Source organism: Peteryoungia desertarenae (genome assembly GCF_005860795.2).
Classification (GTDB): Bacteria; Pseudomonadota; Alphaproteobacteria; order Rhizobiales; family Rhizobiaceae; genus Allorhizobium; species Allorhizobium desertarenae.
Genome location: NZ_CP058350.1, coordinates 3,396,435 through 3,418,733 on the forward strand (window position 1 = coordinate 3,396,435; position 22,299 = coordinate 3,418,733).

Annotated in this window: 18 protein-coding genes; 7 read left to right on the forward strand and 11 right to left on the reverse strand. The window is 57.7% G+C overall.

Going from position 1 to position 22,299, the window contains the following annotated elements:
- The first annotated feature begins 10 nt into the window (after positions 1-10).
- A protein-coding gene (locus tag FE840_RS16540; protein ID WP_138289831.1) for an IS3 family transposase occupies positions 11-1,224 on the forward strand; the annotation gives its coding sequence in 2 pieces (ribosomal slippage) (positions 11-347 and positions 347-1,224; 1,215 coding nt in all).
- 241 nt (positions 1,225-1,465) lie between these two features.
- Here FE840_RS16540 and FE840_RS16545 read toward each other — a convergent pair.
- Together FE840_RS16545 and FE840_RS16550 are read right to left on the reverse strand one after the other, a co-directional pair.
- Positions 1,466-3,229: an ATP-dependent nuclease gene (locus tag FE840_RS16545; RefSeq protein WP_138287720.1), complete on the reverse strand. Its 1,764-nt coding sequence runs from the start codon at positions 3,227-3,229 to the stop codon at positions 1,466-1,468.
- 226 nt (positions 3,230-3,455) lie between these two features.
- Positions 3,456-6,017 (reverse strand): GcvT family protein, encoded by a 2,562-nt coding sequence (locus tag FE840_RS16550; RefSeq protein WP_138287721.1) that lies wholly within the window; start codon positions 6,015-6,017, stop codon positions 3,456-3,458.
- 380 nt (positions 6,018-6,397) lie between these two features.
- Between FE840_RS16550 and FE840_RS16555 the strand changes: the two genes are divergently transcribed.
- On the forward strand, positions 6,398-8,383 hold the full coding sequence (locus FE840_RS16555; RefSeq protein WP_138287722.1) for a methyl-accepting chemotaxis protein: 1,986 nt from the start codon (positions 6,398-6,400) through the stop codon (positions 8,381-8,383).
- An 84-nt stretch (positions 8,384-8,467) separates the two neighbouring features.
- Here FE840_RS16555 and FE840_RS16560 read toward each other — a convergent pair whose 3' ends face one another.
- The gene (locus FE840_RS16560; protein WP_246318923.1) at positions 8,468-9,877 is read right to left on the reverse strand and encodes a protein adenylyltransferase SelO; all 1,410 of its coding nucleotides are present in this window, start codon (positions 9,875-9,877) and stop codon (positions 8,468-8,470) included.
- A 379-nt stretch (positions 9,878-10,256) separates the two neighbouring features.
- On the opposite strand from FE840_RS16560, the gene FE840_RS16565 reads away from it, so the two are divergent.
- Positions 10,257-10,763 (forward strand): hypothetical protein, encoded by a 507-nt coding sequence (locus FE840_RS16565; protein ID WP_138287724.1) that lies wholly within the window; start codon positions 10,257-10,259, stop codon positions 10,761-10,763.
- A 76-nt stretch (positions 10,764-10,839) separates the two neighbouring features.
- Here FE840_RS16565 and FE840_RS16570 read toward each other — a convergent pair whose 3' ends face one another.
- The 3 genes from FE840_RS16570 to FE840_RS16580 form a co-directional block, all read right to left on the reverse strand.
- On the reverse strand, positions 10,840-12,126 hold the full coding sequence (locus tag FE840_RS16570; RefSeq protein WP_138287725.1) for a PRC-barrel domain-containing protein: 1,287 nt from the start codon (positions 12,124-12,126) through the stop codon (positions 10,840-10,842).
- A 502-nt stretch (positions 12,127-12,628) separates the two neighbouring features.
- Entirely contained in the window at positions 12,629-13,504 is an 876-nt protein-coding gene (locus tag FE840_RS16575; protein WP_171033719.1) for a CsgG/HfaB family protein, read from the reverse strand.
- 11 nt (positions 13,505-13,515) lie between these two features.
- A complete protein-coding gene (locus FE840_RS16580; protein WP_138287727.1) occupies positions 13,516-13,848 on the reverse strand; it encodes a hypothetical protein in 333 nt (110 codons plus the stop codon).
- A gap of 239 nt (positions 13,849-14,087) precedes the next feature.
- Here FE840_RS16580 and FE840_RS16585 point away from each other — a divergent pair, with 239 nt between their 5' ends.
- On the forward strand, positions 14,088-14,546 hold the full coding sequence (locus FE840_RS16585; protein ID WP_138287728.1) for a hypothetical protein: 459 nt from the start codon (positions 14,088-14,090) through the stop codon (positions 14,544-14,546).
- Positions 14,547-14,600: 54 nt separating this feature from the next.
- Here FE840_RS16585 and FE840_RS16590 read toward each other — a convergent pair whose 3' ends face one another.
- From FE840_RS16590 to FE840_RS16605, 4 genes are all read right to left on the reverse strand, one after another.
- Positions 14,601-15,659, reverse strand: a complete 1,059-nt coding sequence (locus FE840_RS16590) for a hypothetical protein (RefSeq protein ID WP_138287729.1) — start codon at positions 15,657-15,659, stop codon at positions 14,601-14,603.
- Between the two features lie 97 nt (positions 15,660-15,756).
- Positions 15,757-16,407 carry a hypothetical protein gene (locus FE840_RS16595; RefSeq protein WP_138287730.1) on the reverse strand — a complete coding sequence of 217 codons (651 nt, stop codon included), beginning with the start codon at positions 16,405-16,407 and terminating at the stop codon, positions 15,757-15,759.
- A gap of 666 nt (positions 16,408-17,073) precedes the next feature.
- The gene (queF, locus tag FE840_RS16600) at positions 17,074-17,538 is read right to left on the reverse strand and encodes a preQ(1) synthase (RefSeq protein ID WP_138287731.1); all 465 of its coding nucleotides are present in this window, start codon (positions 17,536-17,538) and stop codon (positions 17,074-17,076) included.
- The gene (locus FE840_RS16605) at positions 17,535-18,452 is read right to left on the reverse strand and encodes a cation diffusion facilitator family transporter (protein WP_138287732.1); all 918 of its coding nucleotides are present in this window, start codon (positions 18,450-18,452) and stop codon (positions 17,535-17,537) included. Before FE840_RS16605 ends, queF begins: the two co-directional genes overlap by 4 nt.
- A 194-nt stretch (positions 18,453-18,646) precedes the next feature.
- Here FE840_RS16605 and FE840_RS16610 point away from each other — a divergent pair, with 194 nt between their 5' ends.
- Genes FE840_RS16610 through FE840_RS16620 form a run of 3 tightly spaced genes read left to right on the forward strand, consistent with a single transcriptional unit; the run spans position 18,647 to position 19,714 of the window.
- Positions 18,647-18,931 carry a type II toxin-antitoxin system RelE/ParE family toxin gene (locus FE840_RS16610; protein WP_138287733.1) on the forward strand — a complete coding sequence of 95 codons (285 nt, stop codon included), beginning with the start codon at positions 18,647-18,649 and terminating at the stop codon, positions 18,929-18,931.
- Complete coding sequence (locus FE840_RS16615; protein WP_138287734.1) at positions 18,903-19,217, forward strand: HigA family addiction module antitoxin; 315 nt, start codon at positions 18,903-18,905, stop codon at positions 19,215-19,217. The genes FE840_RS16610 and FE840_RS16615 overlap by 29 nt, the downstream gene beginning before the upstream one ends.
- Positions 19,214-19,714 carry a hypothetical protein gene (locus FE840_RS16620; protein ID WP_138287735.1) on the forward strand — a complete coding sequence of 167 codons (501 nt, stop codon included), beginning with the start codon at positions 19,214-19,216 and terminating at the stop codon, positions 19,712-19,714. The genes FE840_RS16615 and FE840_RS16620 overlap by 4 nt, the downstream gene beginning before the upstream one ends.
- 36 nt (positions 19,715-19,750) lie before the next feature.
- Here the strand turns inward: FE840_RS16620 and FE840_RS16625 are convergent, their stop codons facing one another.
- The gene (locus FE840_RS16625) at positions 19,751-21,940 is read right to left on the reverse strand and encodes an anthranilate synthase (RefSeq protein ID WP_138287736.1); all 2,190 of its coding nucleotides are present in this window, start codon (positions 21,938-21,940) and stop codon (positions 19,751-19,753) included.
- Positions 21,941-22,299: the final 359 nt, after the last annotated feature.

Genomic DNA, 22,299 nt, shown 5'->3' on the forward strand with positions numbered 1-22,299 from the left:
GGACAGGCTTATGTCTAACGAGTATCGACATGTTGAATTGCTGACGGGTGATGTCCGCCGCAGGCGCTGGACAACCGAGCAGAAGCTGACAATCATCGAGCAGAGTTTCGAACCAGGCGAGACGGTGTCTTCGGCCGCTCGCCGCCATGGCGTCGCGCCCAATCTGCTTTACCGGTGGCGCAGGCTTTTGAGTGAGGGAGGTGCTGCAGCCGTGGATTCGGACGAGCCGGTTGTCGGCAATTCGGAAGTGAAGAAGCTGGAGGATCGTGTCCGCGAGCTGGAGCGCATGCTCGGTCGCAAGACGATGGAGGTCGAAATTCTCCGCGAAGCCTTGTCCAAAGCAGACTCAAAAAAACGGATATCGCGGCCGATCTTGTTGCCGAAGGACGGTTCCCGATGAAATCAGTCGCCGACACGCTTGGCGTATCCCGTTCCAACCTGATCGAGCGGCTGAAAGGCAGATCGAAGCCGCGTCGCTCCTATCACAAGGCCGAGGATGCAGACCTCTTGCCCATCATCCGCAGGCTGGTGGATCAAAGGCCAACCTATGGCTATCGGCGGATCACCGCGCTCCTCAATCGCGAGAGGCGAGCCGCCGATAAGCCTGTCGTCAACGCCAAACGGGTTCATCGCATCATGGGCAACCACGCCATGCTGCTGGAGAAGCACACCGCCGTTCGCAAGGGCCGCCTCCATGACGGCAAGGTGATGGTCATGCGCTCGAACCTGCGCTGGTGCTCGGACGGGTTGGAGTTCACCTGCTGGAATGGCGAGGTCATTCGTCTTGCCTTCATCATCGACGCCTTCGACCGCGAGATCATCGCCTGGACGGCGGTCGCCAACGGCGGCATCTCCGGCTCTGACGTGCGCGACATGATGCTGGAGGCGGTCGAGAAGCGCTTCGCAGCAACGAGAGCCCCGCACGCAATAGAGCATCTCTCGGACAATGGCTCGGCTTACACCGCGAGGGACACGAGACTGTTTGCCCAGGCGCTCAATCTGACGCCTTGCTTCACGCCGGTGGCCAGTCCGCAGTCGAACGGCATGTCGGAGGCCTTCGTCAAAACCTTGAAGCGGGACTATATCCGCATCTCAGCTCTACCGGACGCCGAAACAGCGCTCCGGCTCATCGACGGATGGATCGAGGACTATAACGAAATCCATCCCCATTCCGCGCTCAAGATGGCTTCTCCACGGCAGTTCATCAGGGCTAAATCAAACTAGCCGACATGTCCGGTGAAACGGGGTGCACTCCACAACGGAACCGTGCCCCTCTCCGGGAAAATCTGAAGTTTAGGCGGCTTGCGCTCGCCTAAACCTTCGATTTTCCGTCCTCCCCCGCATGGGGGGAGGTAGGGCTGCCGCGACACTCATCCAAGCGGTGTGCAGCAGTGTATGACAATACGCACCTTCAACACCCTGAACACCCGCACAACCCAGAAACACACATCTGGCGACGGCACAATTATTGCTCAACGAAAAAGTCACGCATTTTCAAAATGATGCCTTTAAGACCTTCATCCATGTCGTCTGCTCTCATTTCAGCTACGATCCGAGGCTCAGAAAGGGAGACTGAATACAGCTCTCCTACAGTCCGCTTCAGAGCTCGATACACCTCTTTTCCTTCGATCATCTTCAAGCGTAACGGCTCTTGATCCCAGGAGAGTGAAAATGCTCTCATTTCTTCAGCCGAAATTCCAGCGACATCCCGCTTGGGGTTCTTTTGCAGTTCATACTGGATCCGGGCACCGATACGACGGCTCGCCACATGATCCCGGGTTGCCGCAATTATTCCGTCAAACGTCTCATCAAACTTCCTTTCCCAATCAGAGGGAAGTTCCTTCAATGAATACTTCAATATAACCTTTTTGATAGCTTTCCGATTAATCAGTGAATTCTCCAGCTCCTTAAATGGGAGAACGAAGCACAACACTTCGCTCTCGCGAAGCCCAGCTACGAACTCGGTAACGGCATCGTCACATCGGAAGTCCCGATCAAAGAGACATGCCACACGAACTTTAAACTCAAAAAATTCGTTTAGCACCCAAGCCGACGCCGACACACGCTGCCAGTTGGAGAATCCGTCAGTTTTCATGAACGTTATCGATGTATCGTTTAAATAATCGTCCGCACCAACTAGCTGCGCAAGTCGCAATAGAAGTGATCGATCGAGACCTTCGAAATACAAAACCTTCCTATTTTTTGCCAACCTTGCAAACTGTGCATTTTCAGAACTACCGATCAGATCAAATGCAATAGAATAATCATCATCAGTCCTAATCCGCTTAGCAGAACGCGCACCTGGACGCATGATAAGGACATCACCGGGCTCGACAGAATTGATGATTTCCGATGAATGAGTCGCGACGAAGTACTGCTCTGACATCCCTGAGATGATCTTCATCAATTTCCGCTGCAAATCAGGGTGCAGGTATACATCAGGTTCATCCAGAACGATGATGTCGCCGGCAGCGGCACGCATGACATGCGTCATAATCTGCATCCATACCTGAAATCCAAAGCCCGCCCATTGTACCTCTGGGCTCCTGTTTGCCGTCTCCCGGAAGTACATTCTGACCGTAGCTTTACCGTTGGCATGTTCAATTACCGGCTTAAACACTCGGAGCCCTGGCCATCCTTGCTCAACCAATTCAGCGAAGCGGTCAAAAACTTCATCTGGCTGGTGAAGCCAATAGTTGCGGAAATTCCTGCTGGCGAGACGCCCATATCTGTTCCGCTCGACCGTCTCCAAGAGGACGAGCTCTTCATTTTGTTCGAGTGGGCTGAGTGTTGGCACCACAACTATGTTGATCGGAAACTGTTCACCTAAGAACTTGGCGCCCTTTTGGGGCCGGGCATCGGAAACGACGTAGCACTCAAGATCGCCATCCAACTGCATGTTGATTTTGAATTTAGAGCCATTTGCGGCAGTAAGATGAATCCGAGCAGGCACGTCAGTTTCAAAGTTATGGACGCAGTACCGCAGATCTATCTGCACAACAGAAGGTGGGACAAAATAGGTGGAGCACACGCCATCTAAGCCTTGGGACTTAAGGACTGCGGTACGTCTCTTTGCAAACCGCAATACGTCGAAGCTTATACGAAGCGCATCAAGAGACGCTGACTTCCCAACATTGTTGGGCCCCACCAGCACATTGCGGTTTCTAGCGGAAATCTGAAAGTGCGAGTGAGTTTTGTAATCGAAAAATTCGAGAGATTTGAGAAGCATGACCACCCCCAATGCCAACTATTGATTGTGTCAGCATCATTTTGAAAGGCAAGGGCACAAAAAACCCGCCGGCCTCACGACCAACGGGTTCAGCTTAATGACAAAGCGCGCAGCTCTTGCTCCACGTCATCCTCGGCCTTGTGCCGAGGATCTACGACGTTAATGAAATCAAAAGGTTGCAGATGCTCGGGACAAGCCCGAGCATGACGAAGTGGATGCCCCAACCTCAACTCCGCGGCTTCAAATTCTCCGGATCATACAGCGGCTTATACCCCACCGCCGCAACCTCGACCGGGAAGCTTTCGGCGAAGTATTCCACGTTCAGCTTCCGCCCCACTTCGCAATAGTCCGCCGGCAGATAGGCCAGCGCGATGTTCTTGCCGATGGTCGGGCCGAAGGCGACCGAGGTCGTGTAGGAGCGGCGGCCGAGGCTGTCGATCAGGACCTCGCCGCTGGCGGGGTCGACGACCGGCATGGAGCCGACGGGGTAGCGGGCGACGCCCTTGCTGTCGACATTGTCGGTCATGACGAGCGTGCAGAGCATGGCCGGCTGCTTGTCCCGAGCCTTGTATTCGAGATGCTTGGCCTTGCCACGGAAATCGGCTTCCTTGACCTTCGGGCGGGCGAGATCCGCTTCGATCAGGTTGTACTGGGTCAGAAGATCGGCATTCTGCAGGCGCAGGCTCTTTTCCATGCGGCGGGAGTTGGCATAGGTCTCGACGCCGAAGGCCATGACGCCGGTGGCGCGCAGCGCATCCCAGACGGCAAGGCCGTCTTCGTATTTCATGTGCAGTTCCCAGCCCTGCTCGCCGACATAGGAAATGCGGAAAGCGGTCACGGACTTGCCTGATATTTCGATCTGCTTGATCGCGGCGAAGGGGAAGTTTTCGGGGTCGAGACCGGCAGGGTCGGCGACGGCCTTCTTCAGCGTCACGCGGGCATTCGGGCCCCAGATGCCGATGGTGATGTATTTCTCCGAAGTGTCAGTGATGGTGACGTCGAGGCCGCGATCCTGGGCGACGCGCTTCATGTAGTGGAAGTCGCGCGGGCCGGCATCGGCGCCGTTCACCAGGCGGCAGCGGTCGGCCATGCGGAAGACGGTGAAGTCGGCGCGCACCATGCCCTCGTCGTCGAGGAAGTGGGTGTAGATGCCCTTGCCGATATTCGCGTCGCCGCCGATCTTGGCGGCGCAGAGCCATTCGAGCAGTTCGACATGATCTGGGCCTTCGATATCGACCATGTGGAAGTGGCTCAAGTTGACGATGCCGCAATCCTCGCTCATCGCCAGATGTTCGGCATTCGAAACGCGCCAGAAGTGCCTGTTATCCCATTCGTTTTCACGAACCGGCACGCGGTCGCCATATTTTTCCAGAAGGCGCTCGTTGGCGGCATAGCCATGCGCACGCTCCCAGCCGCCAAGCTCCATGAAATAGCCGCCGAGCTCGACTTCGCGCTCATACATCGGCGAGCGCTTGACATTGCGGCCGGTGGCATAGGGCTCACGGGTGTGCACGGCGGGGAAATAGATCTTCTGGGCGGCTTCGTAGCAGCGGCCCTCGATGAACTTCTCTTCGAGCTGATGCGGATAGAAACGGGCGTAATCGATCGAGGAATGGTCGATCTCGGTGCGACCGTCGGTCATCCAATCGGCGATCAGCTTGCCGTAGCCGGGGCCGTCCTTGACCCAGATGGCGACGCAATACCATAACCCGCGCACCTTCTGGCTTTCGCCGCAGGACGGGCCGCCGGCAGCTGACACCTGCAACAACCCGTTGAAGGAATGGCTCTCGTTATAGCCAAGCTCGCCGAGGATCGGGGTGAGCTCCATGGCGCGCTCGAGCGGCTCGAGGATCTGCTCCATGTCGAGGTCGCGCTGCGAGGGCGAAAGGCGTGCCTCATGCTTTTCAAGCAGCTGGCGCGGATGGCACATGCGCGGATTGTGCTGCTCGTAATAGCCCCATTCGATCTGGCCGCCCTCGGTGGTCTTCGGGTCGCCGGTGTCGCGCATATAGGCGGAGTTGCCCTGGTCGCGCAGCAGCGGATAGCCGATTTCCTTGCCGGTGCCTTCGAACTCGTTATACGGACCGAAGAAGGTCAGCGGATGGTCGACCGGCATGACCGGCAGGTCTTCGCCGACCATTTCGGCGATCAGGCGGCCCCAGAGGCCGGCGCAGACGATGACGTGATCGGCCATGATCGTGCCGCGATGGGTGACGACACCCTTGATGCGGCCGCCCTCGACGATCAGCGACTTGGCCGGCGTATTGCCGAACATCTTGAGCTTGCCGGACTTTTCTGCGGCATCGACGAGCTTGCCGGCAACGGTCTGGGAGCGCGGGATGACGAGGCCGGCATCCGGATCGAACATGCCGCCCATGACCTGATCTTCCTCGATCAGCGGGAAGAGCTTCTTGATTTCGGCGGGCGAGACATAGTGCGCGCGGGTGCCGAAGGCGCGAGCGGACGACAGCTTGCGCTTGATCTCTTCCATCCAGGTGTCGTCGCCGGTGCGGGCAACTTCCAACCCGCCGATGCGGGCGTAGTGGCCCATCTTCTCGTAGAAATCGATCGAATACTGGGTGGTCCAGACCGAGAGATAGTCATGGGAGGTGGTGTAGCAGAAATCCGACGCATGCGCCGTGGAGCCAATGTCTGTGGGTATGCCCGACTTGTCGATGCCGACGATGTCGTCCCAGCCGCGCTCGATGAGATGATGCGCGATCGATGCGCCGACGATGCCGCCGAGCCCGATGATGACGACTTTTGCCTTGGACGGAAACTCTGCCATTGCCTTCAAAAACCCCGATGTCTGGGAGTGGAACCTGTTGCCGCAATATTATGGGGCGCGGAGAGACAATTGCAGCCTGTCTGCGACATTCTGCAAGGGAGGGGCGACCCGCGGCAAGGCGCGAATTGTCCCGCAACCGGCACCATCGCCATGCCCCGCGTCGCGGGCAAGATGTTTGCGGCGATCAAGCCGGGCGCACGGATTAGGGGAGCCTCTGCCGACAGGCGATCGAGCCGCTTTTTTAGGTTAACAGTTTCTTTTGCATTGATCCCTAAATTTAGTGCGGGGAGTGCCGGGAAACAGCGAGCCATCGTCCGAAAAACGGCAAGGTCCTGCCCCTGACGGGTCGTCTTGGATTGGAAAATTGGAAAGCTGTCTTCATGAAATTGCGAATACTCATTCCCCTCGGCATCATGTCTGTGTCGATGATCGCTGCAGGCGCCTTGGGATTGTCTGCCTATCTGTCGGAACGGCAGATGCATGCCGGCATGGAAATCTTCAGCGCTGAAAAGGCACTGAATAGACAAGTCCTGCAGCTGGTCAGGCTGCAGAAAGGCATTGAGCTGGACATTGTCGGCACGCAGGAATCCTTGACCGACATTGCCGCAACCCAGGGCAAGGATGGCCTTGATGACGGGTTCACGCTCGCCGCAGAGTCAGTCAAGGCGCTCCGCGAGAAGGTTCAGGCGGTAAAGCAGCTTGCAACCGAACTGGGCGAGCCGGAAATTGCCACGCAGATTGCCAAGACGGAAGCCGAATTTCTGGCCTTCTATGACGCTGGCAAAGCGATGGCCGAGAAATACGTCGCCGGCGGGCCGGAAGCCGGCAATCCGATGATGGCCGGCTTCGACGAGATCGCCGAGAAGCTTCAGTCCGAGAGCGATGCGACCGATGTCAAGGTCGACGCCATTGTCGAGGCTGCAGCGAACAAGGCCCAGGCCAACTTCCAAACCCTGGAGGACCAGGCTGAGACGTTGAGCCGCATCATGTCGGCCCTGGTCGTTCTCGGTCTGATCAGCGGTGCCATCTTGTCCTATGTTTTGAACCGCCAGGCGCTTGCGCCTCTGCGCGTCCTTGAGGGTTACATGGGTCATCTGGCTGGAGGCGATTATTCCAAGGATGTGCCCTATGTCACCCGCACCGACGAGATTGGCGCCATTGCCAATTCTGTTTCGGTGTTTAGAGCCAATGCCATTGAGCGCAAGCAGAACCGCGAACAGCGCGAAGCCATGCGGGAGCAGGAAATTGCCCGTGAGCAGGCGATTGCGGCCGAGAAACTGGCCGAGGATGAGTACCGCCAAATGGTCATCAGCCGGCTGAACGAAGGCCTGACCCAGCTGGCAGCCGGGAATCTGGCCTTCAGGATCGCCGAACCCTTCAGGGACACCTACGAGAACCTGCGCGTCGGCTTCAACACCAGCCTCGATACCCTGGCCCGCTCCATGGGCGAAATCGTGTCCTCGACCGCCATGGTTCGCAACAGCGCCGCTGAAATGGCGAATGCGACTGAAAATCTCTCGAAGCGCACCGAACAGCAGGCTGCGACGATCGAGCAGACGGCAGCGGCGCTTGATCAGGTGACGTCAACGGTCAAGAATTCGACCGAGCGGGCAAACGAAGCCAGCTCGATGATGAACGCCACACGCGGCGGGGCCGAGCAATCCGCCATCGTTGTCAAGGACGCCATCGCTGCCATGGACGAGATTGCCAACTCGTCGAACCAGATTGGTCAGATCATCAATGTCATCGACGAAATCGCCTTCCAGACCAACCTTCTGGCACTGAACGCCGGTGTCGAGGCGGCGCGTGCCGGAGAAGCCGGCAAGGGCTTTGCCGTTGTCGCGCAGGAGGTACGGGAGCTTGCTCAGCGATCGGCGACTGCGGCAAAGGAAATCAAGACGCTGGTGACGACATCGTCATCGCAGGTCTCCAATGGCGTGGCGCTGGTGAACCAGACGGGCAAGGCCTTGATGGAGATCGAGGCTCAAATCCTCAAGGTCACGGATCTGATCGGCGAAATCGTCACGGCCTCCCGGGAACAGTCGACGGCGATTTCCGAAATCAACAGCTCGGTCAACCATATGGACCGGGTCACGCAGGAAAACGCCGCCATGGCCGAACTAACGACGACCGCCTGCCGAGCCCTCAACGACGAGGCTCACACACTGGACGGTATTGTCTTGCGCTTTGATCTGGGCAATCGGTCAAATGCGGGGCAAACCGCAACATCTTCAAGGGAGAGCAGCCAAACCCACAAAAGCCCGGCCCAGTCAGCGGTGAAACGCCTCGGCACCAAGATTGCCACGGCCTTTGCAAGCAGGGGCAATACGGCAATGGATGTTTCGAAAGACTGGCAGGACTTTTAAAGCATGGAAGCAAATGGACCAGGTTTCGTGTCTATCGATGGAAATCTGGTCCACCCCTTTATGAACATAGGATGCCGGTGGTGCTTACGTCCCGCAGAAGGTCCGGGTAACCCGCTCCTCCGGTGCCGGCGGGATGGCGAGATCTGCCTGAGCCGGTTCTTCATCATAGGGCTTGGCAAGCGCATCCACGAGCCTGTGGAAGAAGGAAAAGTCGCCATAGAGGGCAGCCTGAATGGCTTCCTCGATCCTGTGATTGCGCGGGATAAGATAAGGGTTCACCGCCTCCATCGCCCTCTGGACTGCGTCCTGTGGCCGTCCGTCATCAATCCGGGCACGCCAGCGCGTCAGCCAGTCGGAAAGACCGAGCGGTGTCTTGAACTGGTCGAGCAGTGTCTCGACGGCAGCACCACCCGCCACCTTGGATAGCGCCCGGAAGACCAGCGTAAAATCGGCCTCACCCTGATGCATGAGTTCGAGGAAATCCGTCACCATCAGACGGTCGTCTTCGCCCTCCCCCGTCAGCCCGAGCTTCTGGCGGAAAGCATGAAGCCAGGCCGACTGGAACAGGTCGCCAAACTCCGACAGAGCCGAATTGGCAGCCTCGACCGCCTTGTCCTCATCCTCATCCAGCAGCGGCAGCAGGCATTCGGCAAGCCGGGCGATGTTCCATTGGGCAATACCCGGCTGGTTCGCGTAGGCATAGCGCCCATGCTGATCGATCGACGAAAACACCTTGCGCGGATCATACTCATCCAGAAAGGCGCAGGGGCCGAAATCGATCGTCTCGCCGGAAATCGCCATGTTGTCGGTGTTCATCACTCCATGGATAAAGCCGATGGACAGCCAGCGGGCGATGAGGGAGGCCTGCCGACCGGCGATGGCACGCAGCAGCGCGACATAGGGGTTGTCGGCCTGTCGAACCTCCGGATAATGGCGGGAAATGACATGGTCAGCCAAGGTCTTGATGCCTTCCGTATCGCCACGTGCGGCAAAATACTGGAAGGTCCCCACCCGGATATGGCTCGCCGCAACGCGGGTAAAGACAGCGCCCGGCAGGGCAATCTCGCGGATCACCTGCTCGCCGGTGGCGACCGCAGCCAGTGCCCGCGTGGCAGGAATACCAAGCGCATGAAAGGCTTCAGACACGATGTATTCCCGAAGGACTGGACCAAGAGCAGCCAGGCCGTCACCACTGCGCGAGAAGGCCGTGCGCCCCGACCCCTTGAACTGGATATCCCGTCGCGCACCCGAACGGTCGATGACCTCGCCCAGCAAAAGCGCGCGCCCATCGCCCAACTGGGGGTTGAAATGGCCGAACTGGTGGCCGGAATAGGCCTGGGCGATAGGTTCGGCCCCGACAGGCAGGATCTGGCCGGAAAAGACCTGGGCAAGTCGTGTATCGTCGGCGTGATCTAGTGAAATACCAAGCTCGGCGGCCAGTGGGCGGTTGACGCGGATCAGCTGCGGCGCACGGGCAGTGGCAGGCTTGGCCATCCGATAGAACCGCTCCGGCAATCGTGCATAACTGTTGTCGAATGCAAACAAGAATGGTCTCCCTGATCATTGGGCGAAATTGCGGCATGCTGGCGTCCGCGCGCTGGACGACACCTTTCAGGCAACCATATGGGGCGCGAGGCCCGTGGCGCAAACAAGTTCGCCTTTGAAGGCCACGGATTTATCTTTCGGGTTCCATCCGCCTGTCATAAACTGACACGTGTCAACAAGATCATGCGTCAAGAGACCAAAACTGTCCGCATTCGAGCAAGCGACTTGTGTCGTCAAACGCACCTGCGCTATGGCCCTTGCGGACCTTGAGGGTCTGCGGTGAATTGCAGGGCCAACCAGTCTGCAAGGGGACAAGGGGGAAAAGCTCATGAACGGTAAACTCATTCATCTGGCTTTGGTTGCCATGGTGCTCAGCGCCTGCACGACCACAGAAGAGGCGCAGCAGGTCATTCAATCGCGCTGGATCGGCCAGCCAGTGGAGGCCTTCTTCATCCGTCACGGGCCACCGGTTTCCGAATTTGCCATGCAGAGCGGCAATGTCATCTATACCTGGCGCGGTGGCGACACGACCCGCTACATCGCCCCGACCTATACCAGCGCACAGCCGGCCCAGGCGACGGTGCGAACCGAAACCCGCGAAACACAGCCGGGTGTGACAGTGACCGAAACCCGCGTTGTTGGCGTGACGCCGGGCAGACCGGCCCAGATGATCTCACCGCCGCGTTATGAAGATCTGTTCTGCGAATTGCAGATCACCGTCGACACGACCCAGATCATCCGCAATATCCGCGCCTCGAACGACACGGATGGCGAAGGCTTGAGCCTTTCACGCTGTGCCGAAGTGCTGGATGCGCATCCAGACAAACGTCGCTGAAAGGCGACATCGGTAGCCATGTCACGACAAAGGCGGCAGAACCGCCGCCTTTGCTTTATCATGGGTTCTCTGGCCCTCAGCTGCCGCCAAGGGTGATCCGGCGTTCGTCGTCCAGAGGCCGGTACTGCTCCAGCGGGAAGTTGGCGAGGCCTTCGATGCGCTGCTCGCTGACATTCGGTGCCAGCAGTGTCTCTTCATTGGACACATAAAGCGACGAAAGCGGAATGGCCGCGCGGTCCTCACCGAGACCGAAGAAGCCGCCGGATGTGACGACCGCATGCAGACGGCCATTCACGCTCACAACCTCCTCGATGTCACCAAGATCGTTACCGTTAGCGCCAACGATGTCGTAGTCCTTGATTTCGCTGACGGTCAGCGGAACGTCACGGGTCGAGCGGGCACCGATGGCCATGTCCTCCCCTTCCCGCGCCTGACGACCGGACGCCGTCGATGCGGTGCTCTGGCGATCGATCTGCTCCTCGCGGTTGGCGGATGCCTGCTGGTTCTGGTCCTCAAAGCGGACCTCAGGACCACCTTCGGGACGGTTGACGCGAACCTGCGCCTCTTCGCTCTCATAGCGAACGCGCGGCTGCTGATCGCTTTCCTGGAAGCGGACCATCGGCTCGCCGGAGCGCTGGACCTGGACATTGGCCTGTTCATCACCTTCGCTGACGCGAACCTGCGGCTGGGCCTCGCTGATGCGGACATCCGGCTCGCCCTGCTGAACCTGAACCTGCGGTCGAGCCTGGCTCACATTCACGTTCGGCTGCGGCATGCGCACCGTGATCTGCGGCTGCGGAATATCGACCGTCACGACAGGGGCCGGCTGGCGGACGATGATTTCCGGCTGCGGCTGGCTGACGGCAACTTCCGGGCTCGGCTGGCGAACCGTTACATCCGGTTCCGGCACGTCAACCCGGATCGAAGCCTCACCCTCCTGCACAGCAACATCAGCGTTTAGATTCTGGGCGTTCTGCTGACCCTGTCGGTTGCCACGACGCTCCATTGTCGCCAACTGCTGGTCTACGCGGTCAAGAGCCTGTTCCGCCTCTTCGGCATTGCGCTGCGACAGGGCCTGAGAAGCTTCCTGCAGAGGCTGGCGGATCCGATTGAGATTGGCTTCAGGCTGGTTCTGCGCCTGCTCCGTCAACTGGCGACGAGCCTCCTGCACGGCCTGACGAGCCGCCTGCAAGTCGTTCTGATCAAGAGCGCGCAAGGCCTGACGGATATGCTCCTGAACCGGCGACATCTGGGCCTGGCCCTGAGTCTGGGTAGCAGCTACGGTGTCCTGCTGCTGGGCAAATGTGGTGGCCGGCGCAAGCGCGGTCCCGGCCAGAAGGGCGGTAACATAGATCATTTTCATGATGGTGACCTCTCTTTCAAAGGTTGTAACTCAGGAAAACCTGAAAAAACGAAATGCCTGTCGTCGCGGAACGATCTCCTGCGCCGTCGGCACATGAGTTCAAATCCACGATGCCGCTTTGGGTTCCGAAAAAACCGACCAGTGGAGGAATATTATGATTTATCTTCAATGACTTCTTCATCATCTTGAAGAGCGCAACAAAAGAAACACGGGGGCGCAAAGGACAGGTACAGGCAACTCTTTTGGCAGAAAGAGTGCCATCAAGGCGCTGGGCGACCAGACGGCAGAAACAACTAGAGCGTTTAATCCGGGATGACCATTGATGCGATCAATCATCGATGTGCGGGAGCACCCTCAGAAAGACCGGCACAACAGCCTGCGGGGGGATTAATCCGTCCCGCAAAGACAACAGGAACGACAAAGCGGCGGAAACAAAACCGGGATTTGCAACCCAGATGCCGGCCATCCCTGCGCAAGAGGTTAACCGGCAAGCCAGACAAGCTTAACCGGTTGGCGCTTCGGCGGTTTCCGCACGATCATCCTGTGAAGCCTGAGGCAGGAAGCGGTCGCAGGCCCCATTGTGCCCGCTCAGATCCTTGACGATGTCATAGGTAGCATCGGCCAGGACCCAGCGGATTGCCGCTTGTAGACCTTCCTGCGATTTGTCACCGATCTTGATATCGAAGAGTTCGTCCGAGAAGAAGCGGAAAACCGAAGCAAAAACCTCACGACCCACCGCCTGCTTGGAATAGGACTTGGCGGCGATAATCTGAGTGGTCTTGGTATCGGTGACACGAATATCGACGGCCGCTGTCACTGCAAAACGCCGTACCCCGAGGCCACCACCGCCAACGGTTGCTTCAATGCCGCCGGAATAGCTGTTGAAGTCAAGCTGCGTGATCGCACCATCGATGACATAGTCCGAACCGCGCAACGTTCCCTTGACCAGCGGACGAAACGGAAGGCTCTCGTCACCAATCACGACATTGCCGCCATCACCCAGGATCTGCTCCCGGGCGCGCGCAATTTCCCACTCGGGAACAGCGGTATTGGTGCGGTTGACCTGCTTGACGCCAGCCTTCTGCAGCAGTGATACCATCATGCCGGCACTGTCACGCGGCAGGAAATTGCCCGCCTCGTCCGAGGAATAGCGCCCGGTCTGGTCCGTGATCACATGGACCGCATACATCTTGCTGCTGCGTTTCACTTCCGGGGATTGAGCCAGGCATTCCAGCGCCTTGTCGACAGGCGTCCGCGCCGCAATTGGAACAGGCCCCAGAAATGGTTCCTTTGGCGGTTTTTCCGCAACCTGCGACTGGCATCCGGCGAGAAAAAGAACGGGGAGCAAGGCGAGGCCGCCGAGTTTTGGGAAAGTCATCAGCATGGACCTCAGTTATTGTTCAGTACGGACGAGTCATTGCTTTCCAGAATCGTCTGGGCACCGGAATTCGTCTGGCTCGTGGTGATCGTATTATTGCCTGAGCCACTGATGATGATGCTCGTTGAGTTGCCGGTCTGCTGGGTACCGAGGCCCGCTGCCGAGCCAACGCCAAGACCGCTTTTCTGCTCAAGCCGGGTCCGCTCGAGGTTCAACAGAACCTGCCGTTCATTGGCGGACCGGAATTGAAACGGTCGGTCCTCGCCAATGCCGTTGGCCGAAGCAGAGCCCCCGAGCAATGCCAATAGCGCCGCCAAGGCACCTCTTGTGAAGAAACCGCTCATAGCAACCTCTAATAGATTGAGCCAAAATGCTTGTCGCTCGCGCGACGTCTGGCGGGACCATAGCACCGAAGACCAAAAGCCTCAGCGAAGAAACTCGGAATCCCGAACTAATTTCCACTCATGGATGCATCAAAGTTGCACAAACGCAACAACTTGAGTACATCCTTCAATACATGGCTTCAAAACTGGACAATGCTGAATTTTCAGTCAAAATACTCTTGAGAGACCTGAATTGAAACATGATCGAAATCTGCGGAGAGCTTGACGTGCGCACCATGATATCGCTACCCCTTTTATTCGTTATGGTTGCATTATCCGGCGCAGCTGCAAAGGGTCAGGATCAGGTTCCTGTCGAAGGACTGGTGCGATCAATGGTAGAGTTGAAGCGTGTCAGCGACACCTGCGAATCTTTCGTTCAGGGGTCGCCGAAAAGTCAGCTGTCAGAGATCGACGCCTACTTCGCCATGCTCAATCAGCCGATCCCGGAACCCGTCGATGAAGAGACAAAATCTGCAATCGCTAAACTGATCAAACAGCATGCCGCCTATCTCTGCTCACAGAAACTGAACCGGGCGCAACGGGATTACTACATGGCGGCAGCCGCCTATATGGAAAAGAAGCCGGAACAGTGGCCAGCAGCCCCGATGGTGCAATTTCCCCAGTGGTGCCAGGAGGCGGACTGCGGGGATTACAGGTAAAACGACGGGAGTTTTCACGGAACGACCGGACAGATGGGGCGGCTGAATGCCGTGTTAACGCTCGATCGTCAGGGCATTGCCGGACTGGGTCGTCCCCGTGTCTGAGCCCGAGACCTTCTGTTCAAAATCCGCAGTCTGCATGATATCAGAGGCCTGGTCAGAACCACCCATCGATGTCGGTTTTAGAACAATAAGATTGACGAAATTCGCGGAATTCTGCGAGATCCGCGGTTCGGTGATCTTGCGCGTCAGCCCGTTCAGGGTCTGATACTGCACGGCATTCTCAACGACCTGACGACCGGTCGACGTCTGGCGCAACTGACCGATGCTTTCCGCCTCGATATAGTTGGCGATGTTCAAACCTGACTGGGTGATGGAGCCGTAGCTGGCACCTTCCTCAAGGGTGATGACATTCGAGACGATCTGGTCGCCGGAGAAATCGCGCACGACTTCACCGATCGTTCCGGCAACGATGATATTGCCGAGATTGGTACCATTCTGGATGATCGCGCCACTTCCACCGGCTTTTCTGACCATCATATGGTTGTCGACCATCTGGCTCGCCTTTTCCGAAATGTTCTGGGAACTGATGGCAACCGACTCGCGGGAATAGATCACGTTGATCGTATTGATACCCGACTGGCGGATATCCGAGGGAAGTCCGGCAATATCCAGCGTGTTGCTTGCGTGCTGAAGAGCACCATTGGCAAAGGTCTGATCAACATTGCCGATCTGCCCGCCAACAATCGCACCCGAGATATTGGCTGCGCGCTGGTCAATTTTTTGTAAGGCACCCATCGTGTTGAGCACGATCTCGTTCAGGGAGCGTTGCTGACCGTCGAAATACTGTGACGCACTATCGATCGCCTGCTCGCCCAGATCCACCACATTCACGGCGTTGCCGGCAGTCTGGCGAAGGGTAAGTACCTCGCTGTTATTGCCGAGGGTGAAGTCCTGTTCTGCGACTTGAGAACCGAGCGCCCTTTGGAAAATCTGTTTTGGCAGGATCTGCTGGGACGGGATCACCTGCAGATGGGCGGATTCAGCAGCAGCCTGCGCCGGCAACAAGGCCAGAAGCACCATCGGCACGAAGAACGGAAAACGCCTTGACATGCACATCTTACAAATCCCGGATCATGATGAACCGGACCCCAGTTCACGCGAGAAGCGAGGGATCAGGCCAAGGACTGGCCTGATCCCTCCTGTCAGATCATTGGCCGGTGGCAACACCAATGGAGTTGGCAACATTGGTGGCGCTCTGAACAACATTGGTCACGGCACCGTTGACGTCGAGCTTGTTCATGGCGAACTGGTCCGTGAGGGACAGCTGACTGACTTCAATGCGGGTATCCAGCTCGGCGACGGTCACAAGGTTGGCGGCGTTGACTGAGGTCTGCTTCAGATCCCAGACATTGGTGCTGAAGCGGGTCGAATCTGCGATGTTCTTGGCCACCTGAGCAGTGTCAGAGTACTGCTTCAGCGTGTCGTTGATTTCTTCTACAGAAACGCTGTTGGCAACATTGGTTGCAGACTGCGTTGAAGGAACCAGCACACCGTCAACGGCTGCGTTGGCATCAAAGCTCTTGCTGAACTCGATGAAGTTGGAAGACAGCTGGCTGCCGATCGACTTCTGCTCGATCGAGTTGATGTCATCCGAGGGAAGGTTGATCAGGTTGGCAGCGTTGACTGCGGTCTGGCTGACGTCCAGAGCCTTGGAAGCGTCGGTGATCTTGTTCAGCGCGTCCTGAACGCCGATGCTGACCTGGCTGAGGTCTGCGTCCCAACCACGACCACGGCCTTCAGCGAAAGCAACCGACGACGACATCAGCGCGACGAGCGATGCTACAATAACAGTTTTCATGTTTTTCTCCTTTTCATGTTCAAGACACCTTGGGTCTCATCTGCTCTCACCTAGTCCAGGTTGCAGACATCATGACACAAAGCATTGTTATCCTCCGAATTATTTCGGAGGAATTTCAGAATTCAGCCAAAAACAAAAGGCGCAACACCCAGATATATAAGAAAACATGAATGCGCATCAGAGGTGCATCCACGACATAGTTTAACCAATTGCCAGACATAACCGATTATATTTGACGCTATGCTATGACAAACTCCGTTAATTCGTGTTGTTTCTTATGTTTCTCAACCTATACGTTGTTTTTTACACGAGTCCAGTCTCGGTTAACAAAAACTTAAGGGTGATTAATTGCAGATATACAACAAAAAAAGACAAGCTTTTTCATAGGCTTAATAGAAGCCCATGGTTGAGTATGCATGTCGGGGTTGTAAATCACCCCAAAATTGGACTTGCTGAAAAGACGCCGGGCGGACCTCGGCTGTATCGAGTGCGGCCATCAAACCGCAAGCTTTGCTTAAGTCCACCTATGCGGCAATGGTCGCAATCTTCGCCCTCTTCCATGGCCATGCCGATGGCAGCGAACCCGGCTGATGGGGCATTGGAGAAACTGAGAACGGCGGCTCGCCGGCCGCCGTTTGCGTTTGTGCAGGATGCAGGCAGAAGGTCTCAGCCACGACCGCGATAGGTGGGGACCCCCTGCTCCGGCAGCCAGGCGCCCTTCGGCGCTTCACCCGTCTGCCAGAAAACATCGATTGGGATACCGCCGCGCGGATACCAGTAGGCACCGATCCTCAGCCATTTCGGATCAAGCAGCTCAACGATCCGCTTGGCAATATAGACCGAGCAATCCTCGTGGAACGCACCGTGGTTACGGAAGGAAAAGAGGAAGAGCTTCAGCGACTTCGATTCCACCAGCCAGTCGCCCGGAATATAGTCGATGACGATATGGGCGAAATCCGGCTGGCCGGTCATGGGGCAGAGCGAGGTGAACTCCGGTGCGGTGAAGCGCACGACGTAATCGGTACCGGCATTCGAATTCGGTACGCGTTCCAGTACCGCCGTTTCCGGGCTGGTCGGGGCTTCAACAGACTGGCCGAGCTGGGAGAGGCCGGAGACATCCGTCTTGCTCATCGTTTCTTCTCCTTTACTTTGACGCCCACGCCATGGGCCATTTCAGTTTCAGGTTCGACATGAATGGTGACACGCCCGCCCGGCAGAACGGCCCTTACCGCTGCCTCCAGTCGGTCGCAGATTGCATGGGCTTCAACGACCGTCATAGCGGCAGGAACAACGAGATCAAAGGCAACAAATGTCACAGCCCCGGCCTGACGTGTGCGAAGATAATGCACACCGAGCGACCCTTGCGCATTCTCGGCAATCGCCTTCTTGATCGCTTCTTCTTCTGCCGGATCGACACCCTTGTCCATCAGGCCATCAACCGAGCGTGAAATGACCTTCCAGCCCTGCCAGAGGATGTTGATGGCAACGATCATGGCAAGCAGCGGATCCAGGATCGCATAGCCGGTCACGAGCACCGCCAGCAGGCCCACAAGCACGCCAGCCGAGGTCACCACATCCGACATGATGTGATGGCCATCCGCCAAGAGAGCCGGTGAGCGATGGCTCCTGCCGACCCGGATCAGGACGCGCGCCCAGATCAGGTTGATCACCCCTGCAGCCGCGTTGATCGCAAGGCCAAGCGCCGGCGCATCGAGGATTTCGGGATTGGCGAGCGCCGACACGGCTTCATTGATGATGACGAGCGCCGCCACCACGATCAGCACACCCTCGACCACGGCAGAGATATACTCCGCCTTGTGGTGACCATAGGGATGGTCGTTATCCGCCGGCTTCTGCGCATAGCGTATGACGAAATAGGCGATGAAGGCGGCAATTACGTTGACCGTCGATTCCAGCGCATCGGAAAGCAGCGCGACCGAGCCCGTGAACCACCAGGCCACAAGTTTCAGCCCCATGACACCAAAGGCGAGCGGAATGCCCCAGAAGGCCAGCCGCTCCACCAGATTGTCTTTTCGAGCCTCCATGGCACGTTCGTCCCTGCAGATGCGAGTGAATTGCAGACGCAATTCCAAAAACGACAAAACCGCCCGGCAAAGCGGGCGGTTCGGTTGGATGTGGGCAGTGTAATGGCGAAGGGTTGAGGAAAGGTCAAGGCGGGATGTTGGGTGTGCACAGGTGGACGCGTTGCGAATTATGACGCAGCGCGTTACGCTGCATCATGATCCAGAGTTTCATGGACGCTGAAACCGAGCGCATCTGGTATGGCCAGCGAAGCAGAAAGCTTCCGCCAGATATACAGGTCGTGGCACTCAGAAAACTGCGTTTGATGAATAGTGCTCATCAGTTGAAAGACTTGCGCATACCACCAGGAATTGAACCAGAGGCTCTGAAAGGTGACAGGCTCGGGCAGTACAGCATCCGGATCAACGATCAACGGCGGATTAGCTTCATCTGGAATGACAGAGGGCCAAGCGATGTCGAGATTGTCGACTACCATGACTGAACTGCTGCCCAATCCGCATCCGGGCGATATCCTGCTTGAGGATTTCCTGAAGCCCATGGGACTGAGCCAGAATGCCCTGGCGCGGGCGGTCAACGTGCCGCCCCGCCGTATAAACGAGATCGTGCTCGGCAAGCGGTCTCTGACGGCAGACACGGATCTGCGGCTCTCGCGCTATTTCGGGGTGTCTGAGGGCTTCTTCCCCGCACTGCAGGCCGATTACGACCTCATGCAGCGGCGGCGCGAGATCGAGGACGAGCTGAAACGGATAGAGCCGAGGGCGGCGTGACGAGAGCCGCAGATGAGTGTCTAACTGGAGAGGTTCACCCACAATTGCCTTACACCGGTACGCCTTTAACATTTTTCCAGAAAGCTAGATTGGTCTGGCTGGCCCTGTTCGCACCTCAAGCATTCATAAGCGAGGAAGAGGCTGACAACGCAAAACTCAATGCAGCACCTACCTCTGCCCATGAGGGAAGTCGGTTGCACGCGATCAGAAGTGGGCTCTGCCAATCGGCGTTTTGGGGACTTGTCGCGATGGGAACCGGATTTGCCATAGGCAGCCTTCTTGGTGCCAGTATTGGTCCACAATTAGAGTTCGCCATTGGTATCGTTGTCGTCGGCACGACAATTCTTATGTGGGCAACTCTTGCGCTACAGGGCTGGAGCATCCAATCGTTCAAGGGCAATACACTGAGTGAGCGGCTCAACCAATGGATCTTCCGAACCCTCTATGTAATCGGAACCGCACTGATATCCGCTGGCAGCGTCTGGAGCCTGTTTTAAAAACACTTGGGGCGCCGAAGCGCCCCGCCTATTTCCTCACGCCGCCTTGACCTTCTTCCGCTTTGCGAGCTTCTCCACCACGTTTTCGATCATCCGCATGCCGGCGTCGCCGCCGAGCGTCATGATCGACTCCGGGTGGAACTGCACGGCGGCCACCGGTTCTCGTGTGTGTTCGATGCCCATGATCGTGCCGTCTTCGCTTTCGGCGGTGATCATGAAATCGCGGTGCAGCGTCGCCGGATCGGCGAAGATCGAGTGGTAGCGGCCGACGGTCACTTCCTTGCCGAGCCCCGAGAAAACGAGGCCGGGTTCCAGCACGCGGATGCGCGACGGCTTGCCATGCATCGGGATTGCGAGCTGGCGCAGCTCCCCGCCATAGGCTTCGGCCAGCGCCTGCAACCCTAAGCACACGCCAAAGATCGGCAGGTTTCGCGCCCGCGCCTTCTTGATGGTTGCCTTGCAGTCGAAATCTGTCGGCGAGCCGGGACCGGGAGACAACACGACGAGATCCGGATTGAGGCTCTCGAAGATCTCTTCCGGCACAGGCGTGCGCACCGTGTTCACGGTCGCGCCCGTCTGGCGGAAATAGTTGGCCAGCGTGTGCACGAAACTGTCCTCGTGGTCGACGAGCAGGATATTGACCCCCTCGCCCACCCGGGCCACGCCACGCTTGGAGGACTGATCATTGCCGCTCTTGGCATCACGAATGGCTGCAATCATGGCAGAGGCCTTCAGTTCGGTTTCGGCTTCTTCTTCATGCGGGTCGCTGTCGTTTAGAAGCGTCGCACCGGCACGCACCTCGGCAATGCCGTCCTTGATACGCACCGTGCGCAGCGTCAGACCGGTGTTCATGTCGCCATTGAAGCCGACCATGCCGATGGCACCACCATACCAGGCGCGCGGGCTCTTCTCATGCTTCTCGATGAAACGCATGGCCCAGAGCTTCGGCGCGCCTGTCACGGTGACCGCCCAGGCATGGGAGAGGAAGCCGTCAAAGGCATCCATGCCGTCGCGCAGGCGACCTTCGATATGGTCCACTGTGTGGATGAGGCGCGAATACATCTCGATCTGGCGGCGGCCGATGACCTTGACCGAACCGGGCTCGCAGACGCGGGACTTGTCGTTGCGGTCGACATCCGAGCACATGGTGAGCTCGCTCTCATCCTTCTTGGAGTTGAGAAGCTTCAGGATTTGCGCCGAATCCTCGATCGGGTCCGCGCCGCGCCTGATTGTGCCGGAGATCGGGCAGGTCTCGATGCGCCGGCCATTTACCCGCACAAACATCTCCGGCGAAGCGCCGACGAGATATTCCTGGTCGCCGAGGTTGATGAAGAAGGAATAAGGCGACGGATTAATTTCCTTCAGCCGCTTGGAGATCTGCGAAGGCTTGGAATCGCAGCGTTCCATGAACTTCTGGCCGGGAACGACCTCGAACAGGTCGCCCTTGCGGAAGCTCTCCTTGGCCTTCACGACCAGTTCGGCATATTCGCCCGGACGATGATCGCCGCGCGGCGGGATCGTATCGGTATGCTGGAAGGGCTCAGGCGCAATTTCTTCCGACTGGCCGATGGTCGTCACACCGCCCTTGGTGAAGTCGTAGCGGTCGATCCAGGCCTTGGCCGAATAATGGTCGACGACCAGGATCTCGTCCGGCAGGAAGAGCACCATATCGCGCTGATCATCCGGGCGCGCAAGCTTAAGGTCGATGGCGTCGAACTGGAAGGCGAGATCGTAGCCAAAGGCACCGAACAGGCCGATGGCGCTGTCTTCCTCGGAGTAGAACAGCGCGGTGATGGCGCGAAGGACCGTAAACACCGTCGGCATCTTCGAGCGCTCTTCTTCGGTGAAAACGCGCGACGGCAGCTTGACGTCGAGATCGAGCCGCGTCGCAGTGCGTGCCCCCAGCGCCAGATCCTCGACCGAGGTCAGAGCCTCGGCGATCATGGTGAGCAGCGCTTCGCCGCGACCGTTATAGGCTTCGATCCAGACCTTGCGGCCGAAGGAGGAAATGCCGAGCGGCGGATCGACGATGGCGGTGTCCCAGCGGGTATAGCGGCCCGGATATTCGTAGTTGGACGAGAAGACGGCACCGCGACGCTCGTCAAGCCTGTCGACATAGCTGGAGATGGCATCACCATAGGGCGTCGGCCGCCGCTTGCGCGTGACGGTCACGCCGCCGCGCGTTTGATAGGCTTCCGAGCCGTCTTCCTGCAAAATCGTCGACATTTCCGTTCTTCTCCATTCGTCAAGGCCCTTCTCCTCAGGCCTTGAATACGAAAAAGCCGCCTCAGGAGAGTTTCCGGGCGGCTTTGGGGTCAATCGTCAGAAGACATGACTGGTCAAGGCCGCGTCAGCGTGCCCACCACCAAGCATTGTTCTTCGATACGATCTTCATGGAGGTTTTGATAACGCGCCCCGAGGCCTTGCGCAAGAGGGTGCATCGCGTGGTCCGGAGAAAGGCAAAAGCGTCAAATGAGAGAACTGAATAAGGAAATTCAACTTTAAGAATAAACTAACTATCGCAATGCGATTATCATTCATCATGCACAACCAAAGCACTCCAGTCGTCATCGACGACGCGCCCA

Excerpts from the sequence above, each read along its gene's own strand:
- FE840_RS16545 (WP_138287720.1), bottom strand. The coding sequence starts at position 3,229 with ATGCTTCTCAAATCTCTCGAATTTTTCGATTACAAAACTCACTCGCAC.
- FE840_RS16550 (WP_138287721.1), bottom strand. The coding sequence starts at position 6,017 with ATGGCAGAGTTTCCGTCCAAGGCAAAAGTCGTCATCATCGGGCTCGGC.
- FE840_RS16555 (WP_138287722.1), top strand. The coding sequence starts at position 6,398 with ATGAAATTGCGAATACTCATTCCCCTCGGCATCATGTCTGTGTCGATG.
- FE840_RS16560 (WP_246318923.1), bottom strand. The coding sequence starts at position 9,877 with ATGGCCAAGCCTGCCACTGCCCGTGCGCCGCAGCTGATCCGCGTCAAC.
- FE840_RS16565 (WP_138287724.1), top strand. The coding sequence starts at position 10,257 with ATGAACGGTAAACTCATTCATCTGGCTTTGGTTGCCATGGTGCTCAGC.
- FE840_RS16570 (WP_138287725.1), bottom strand. The coding sequence starts at position 12,126 with ATGAAAATGATCTATGTTACCGCCCTTCTGGCCGGGACCGCGCTTGCG.
- FE840_RS16575 (WP_171033719.1), bottom strand. The coding sequence starts at position 13,504 with ATGACTTTCCCAAAACTCGGCGGCCTCGCCTTGCTCCCCGTTCTTTTT.
- FE840_RS16580 (WP_138287727.1), bottom strand. The coding sequence starts at position 13,848 with ATGAGCGGTTTCTTCACAAGAGGTGCCTTGGCGGCGCTATTGGCATTG.
- FE840_RS16585 (WP_138287728.1), top strand. The coding sequence starts at position 14,088 with ATGATCGAAATCTGCGGAGAGCTTGACGTGCGCACCATGATATCGCTA.
- FE840_RS16590 (WP_138287729.1), bottom strand. The coding sequence starts at position 15,659 with ATGTCAAGGCGTTTTCCGTTCTTCGTGCCGATGGTGCTTCTGGCCTTG.
- FE840_RS16595 (WP_138287730.1), bottom strand. The coding sequence starts at position 16,407 with ATGAAAACTGTTATTGTAGCATCGCTCGTCGCGCTGATGTCGTCGTCG.
- queF (WP_138287731.1), bottom strand. The coding sequence starts at position 17,538 with ATGAGCAAGACGGATGTCTCCGGCCTCTCCCAGCTCGGCCAGTCTGTT.
- FE840_RS16605 (WP_138287732.1), bottom strand. The coding sequence starts at position 18,452 with ATGGAGGCTCGAAAAGACAATCTGGTGGAGCGGCTGGCCTTCTGGGGC.
- FE840_RS16610 (WP_138287733.1), top strand. The coding sequence starts at position 18,647 with ATGATCCAGAGTTTCATGGACGCTGAAACCGAGCGCATCTGGTATGGC.
- FE840_RS16615 (WP_138287734.1), top strand. The coding sequence starts at position 18,903 with ATGTCGAGATTGTCGACTACCATGACTGAACTGCTGCCCAATCCGCAT.
- FE840_RS16625 (WP_138287736.1), bottom strand. The coding sequence starts at position 21,940 with ATGTCGACGATTTTGCAGGAAGACGGCTCGGAAGCCTATCAAACGCGC.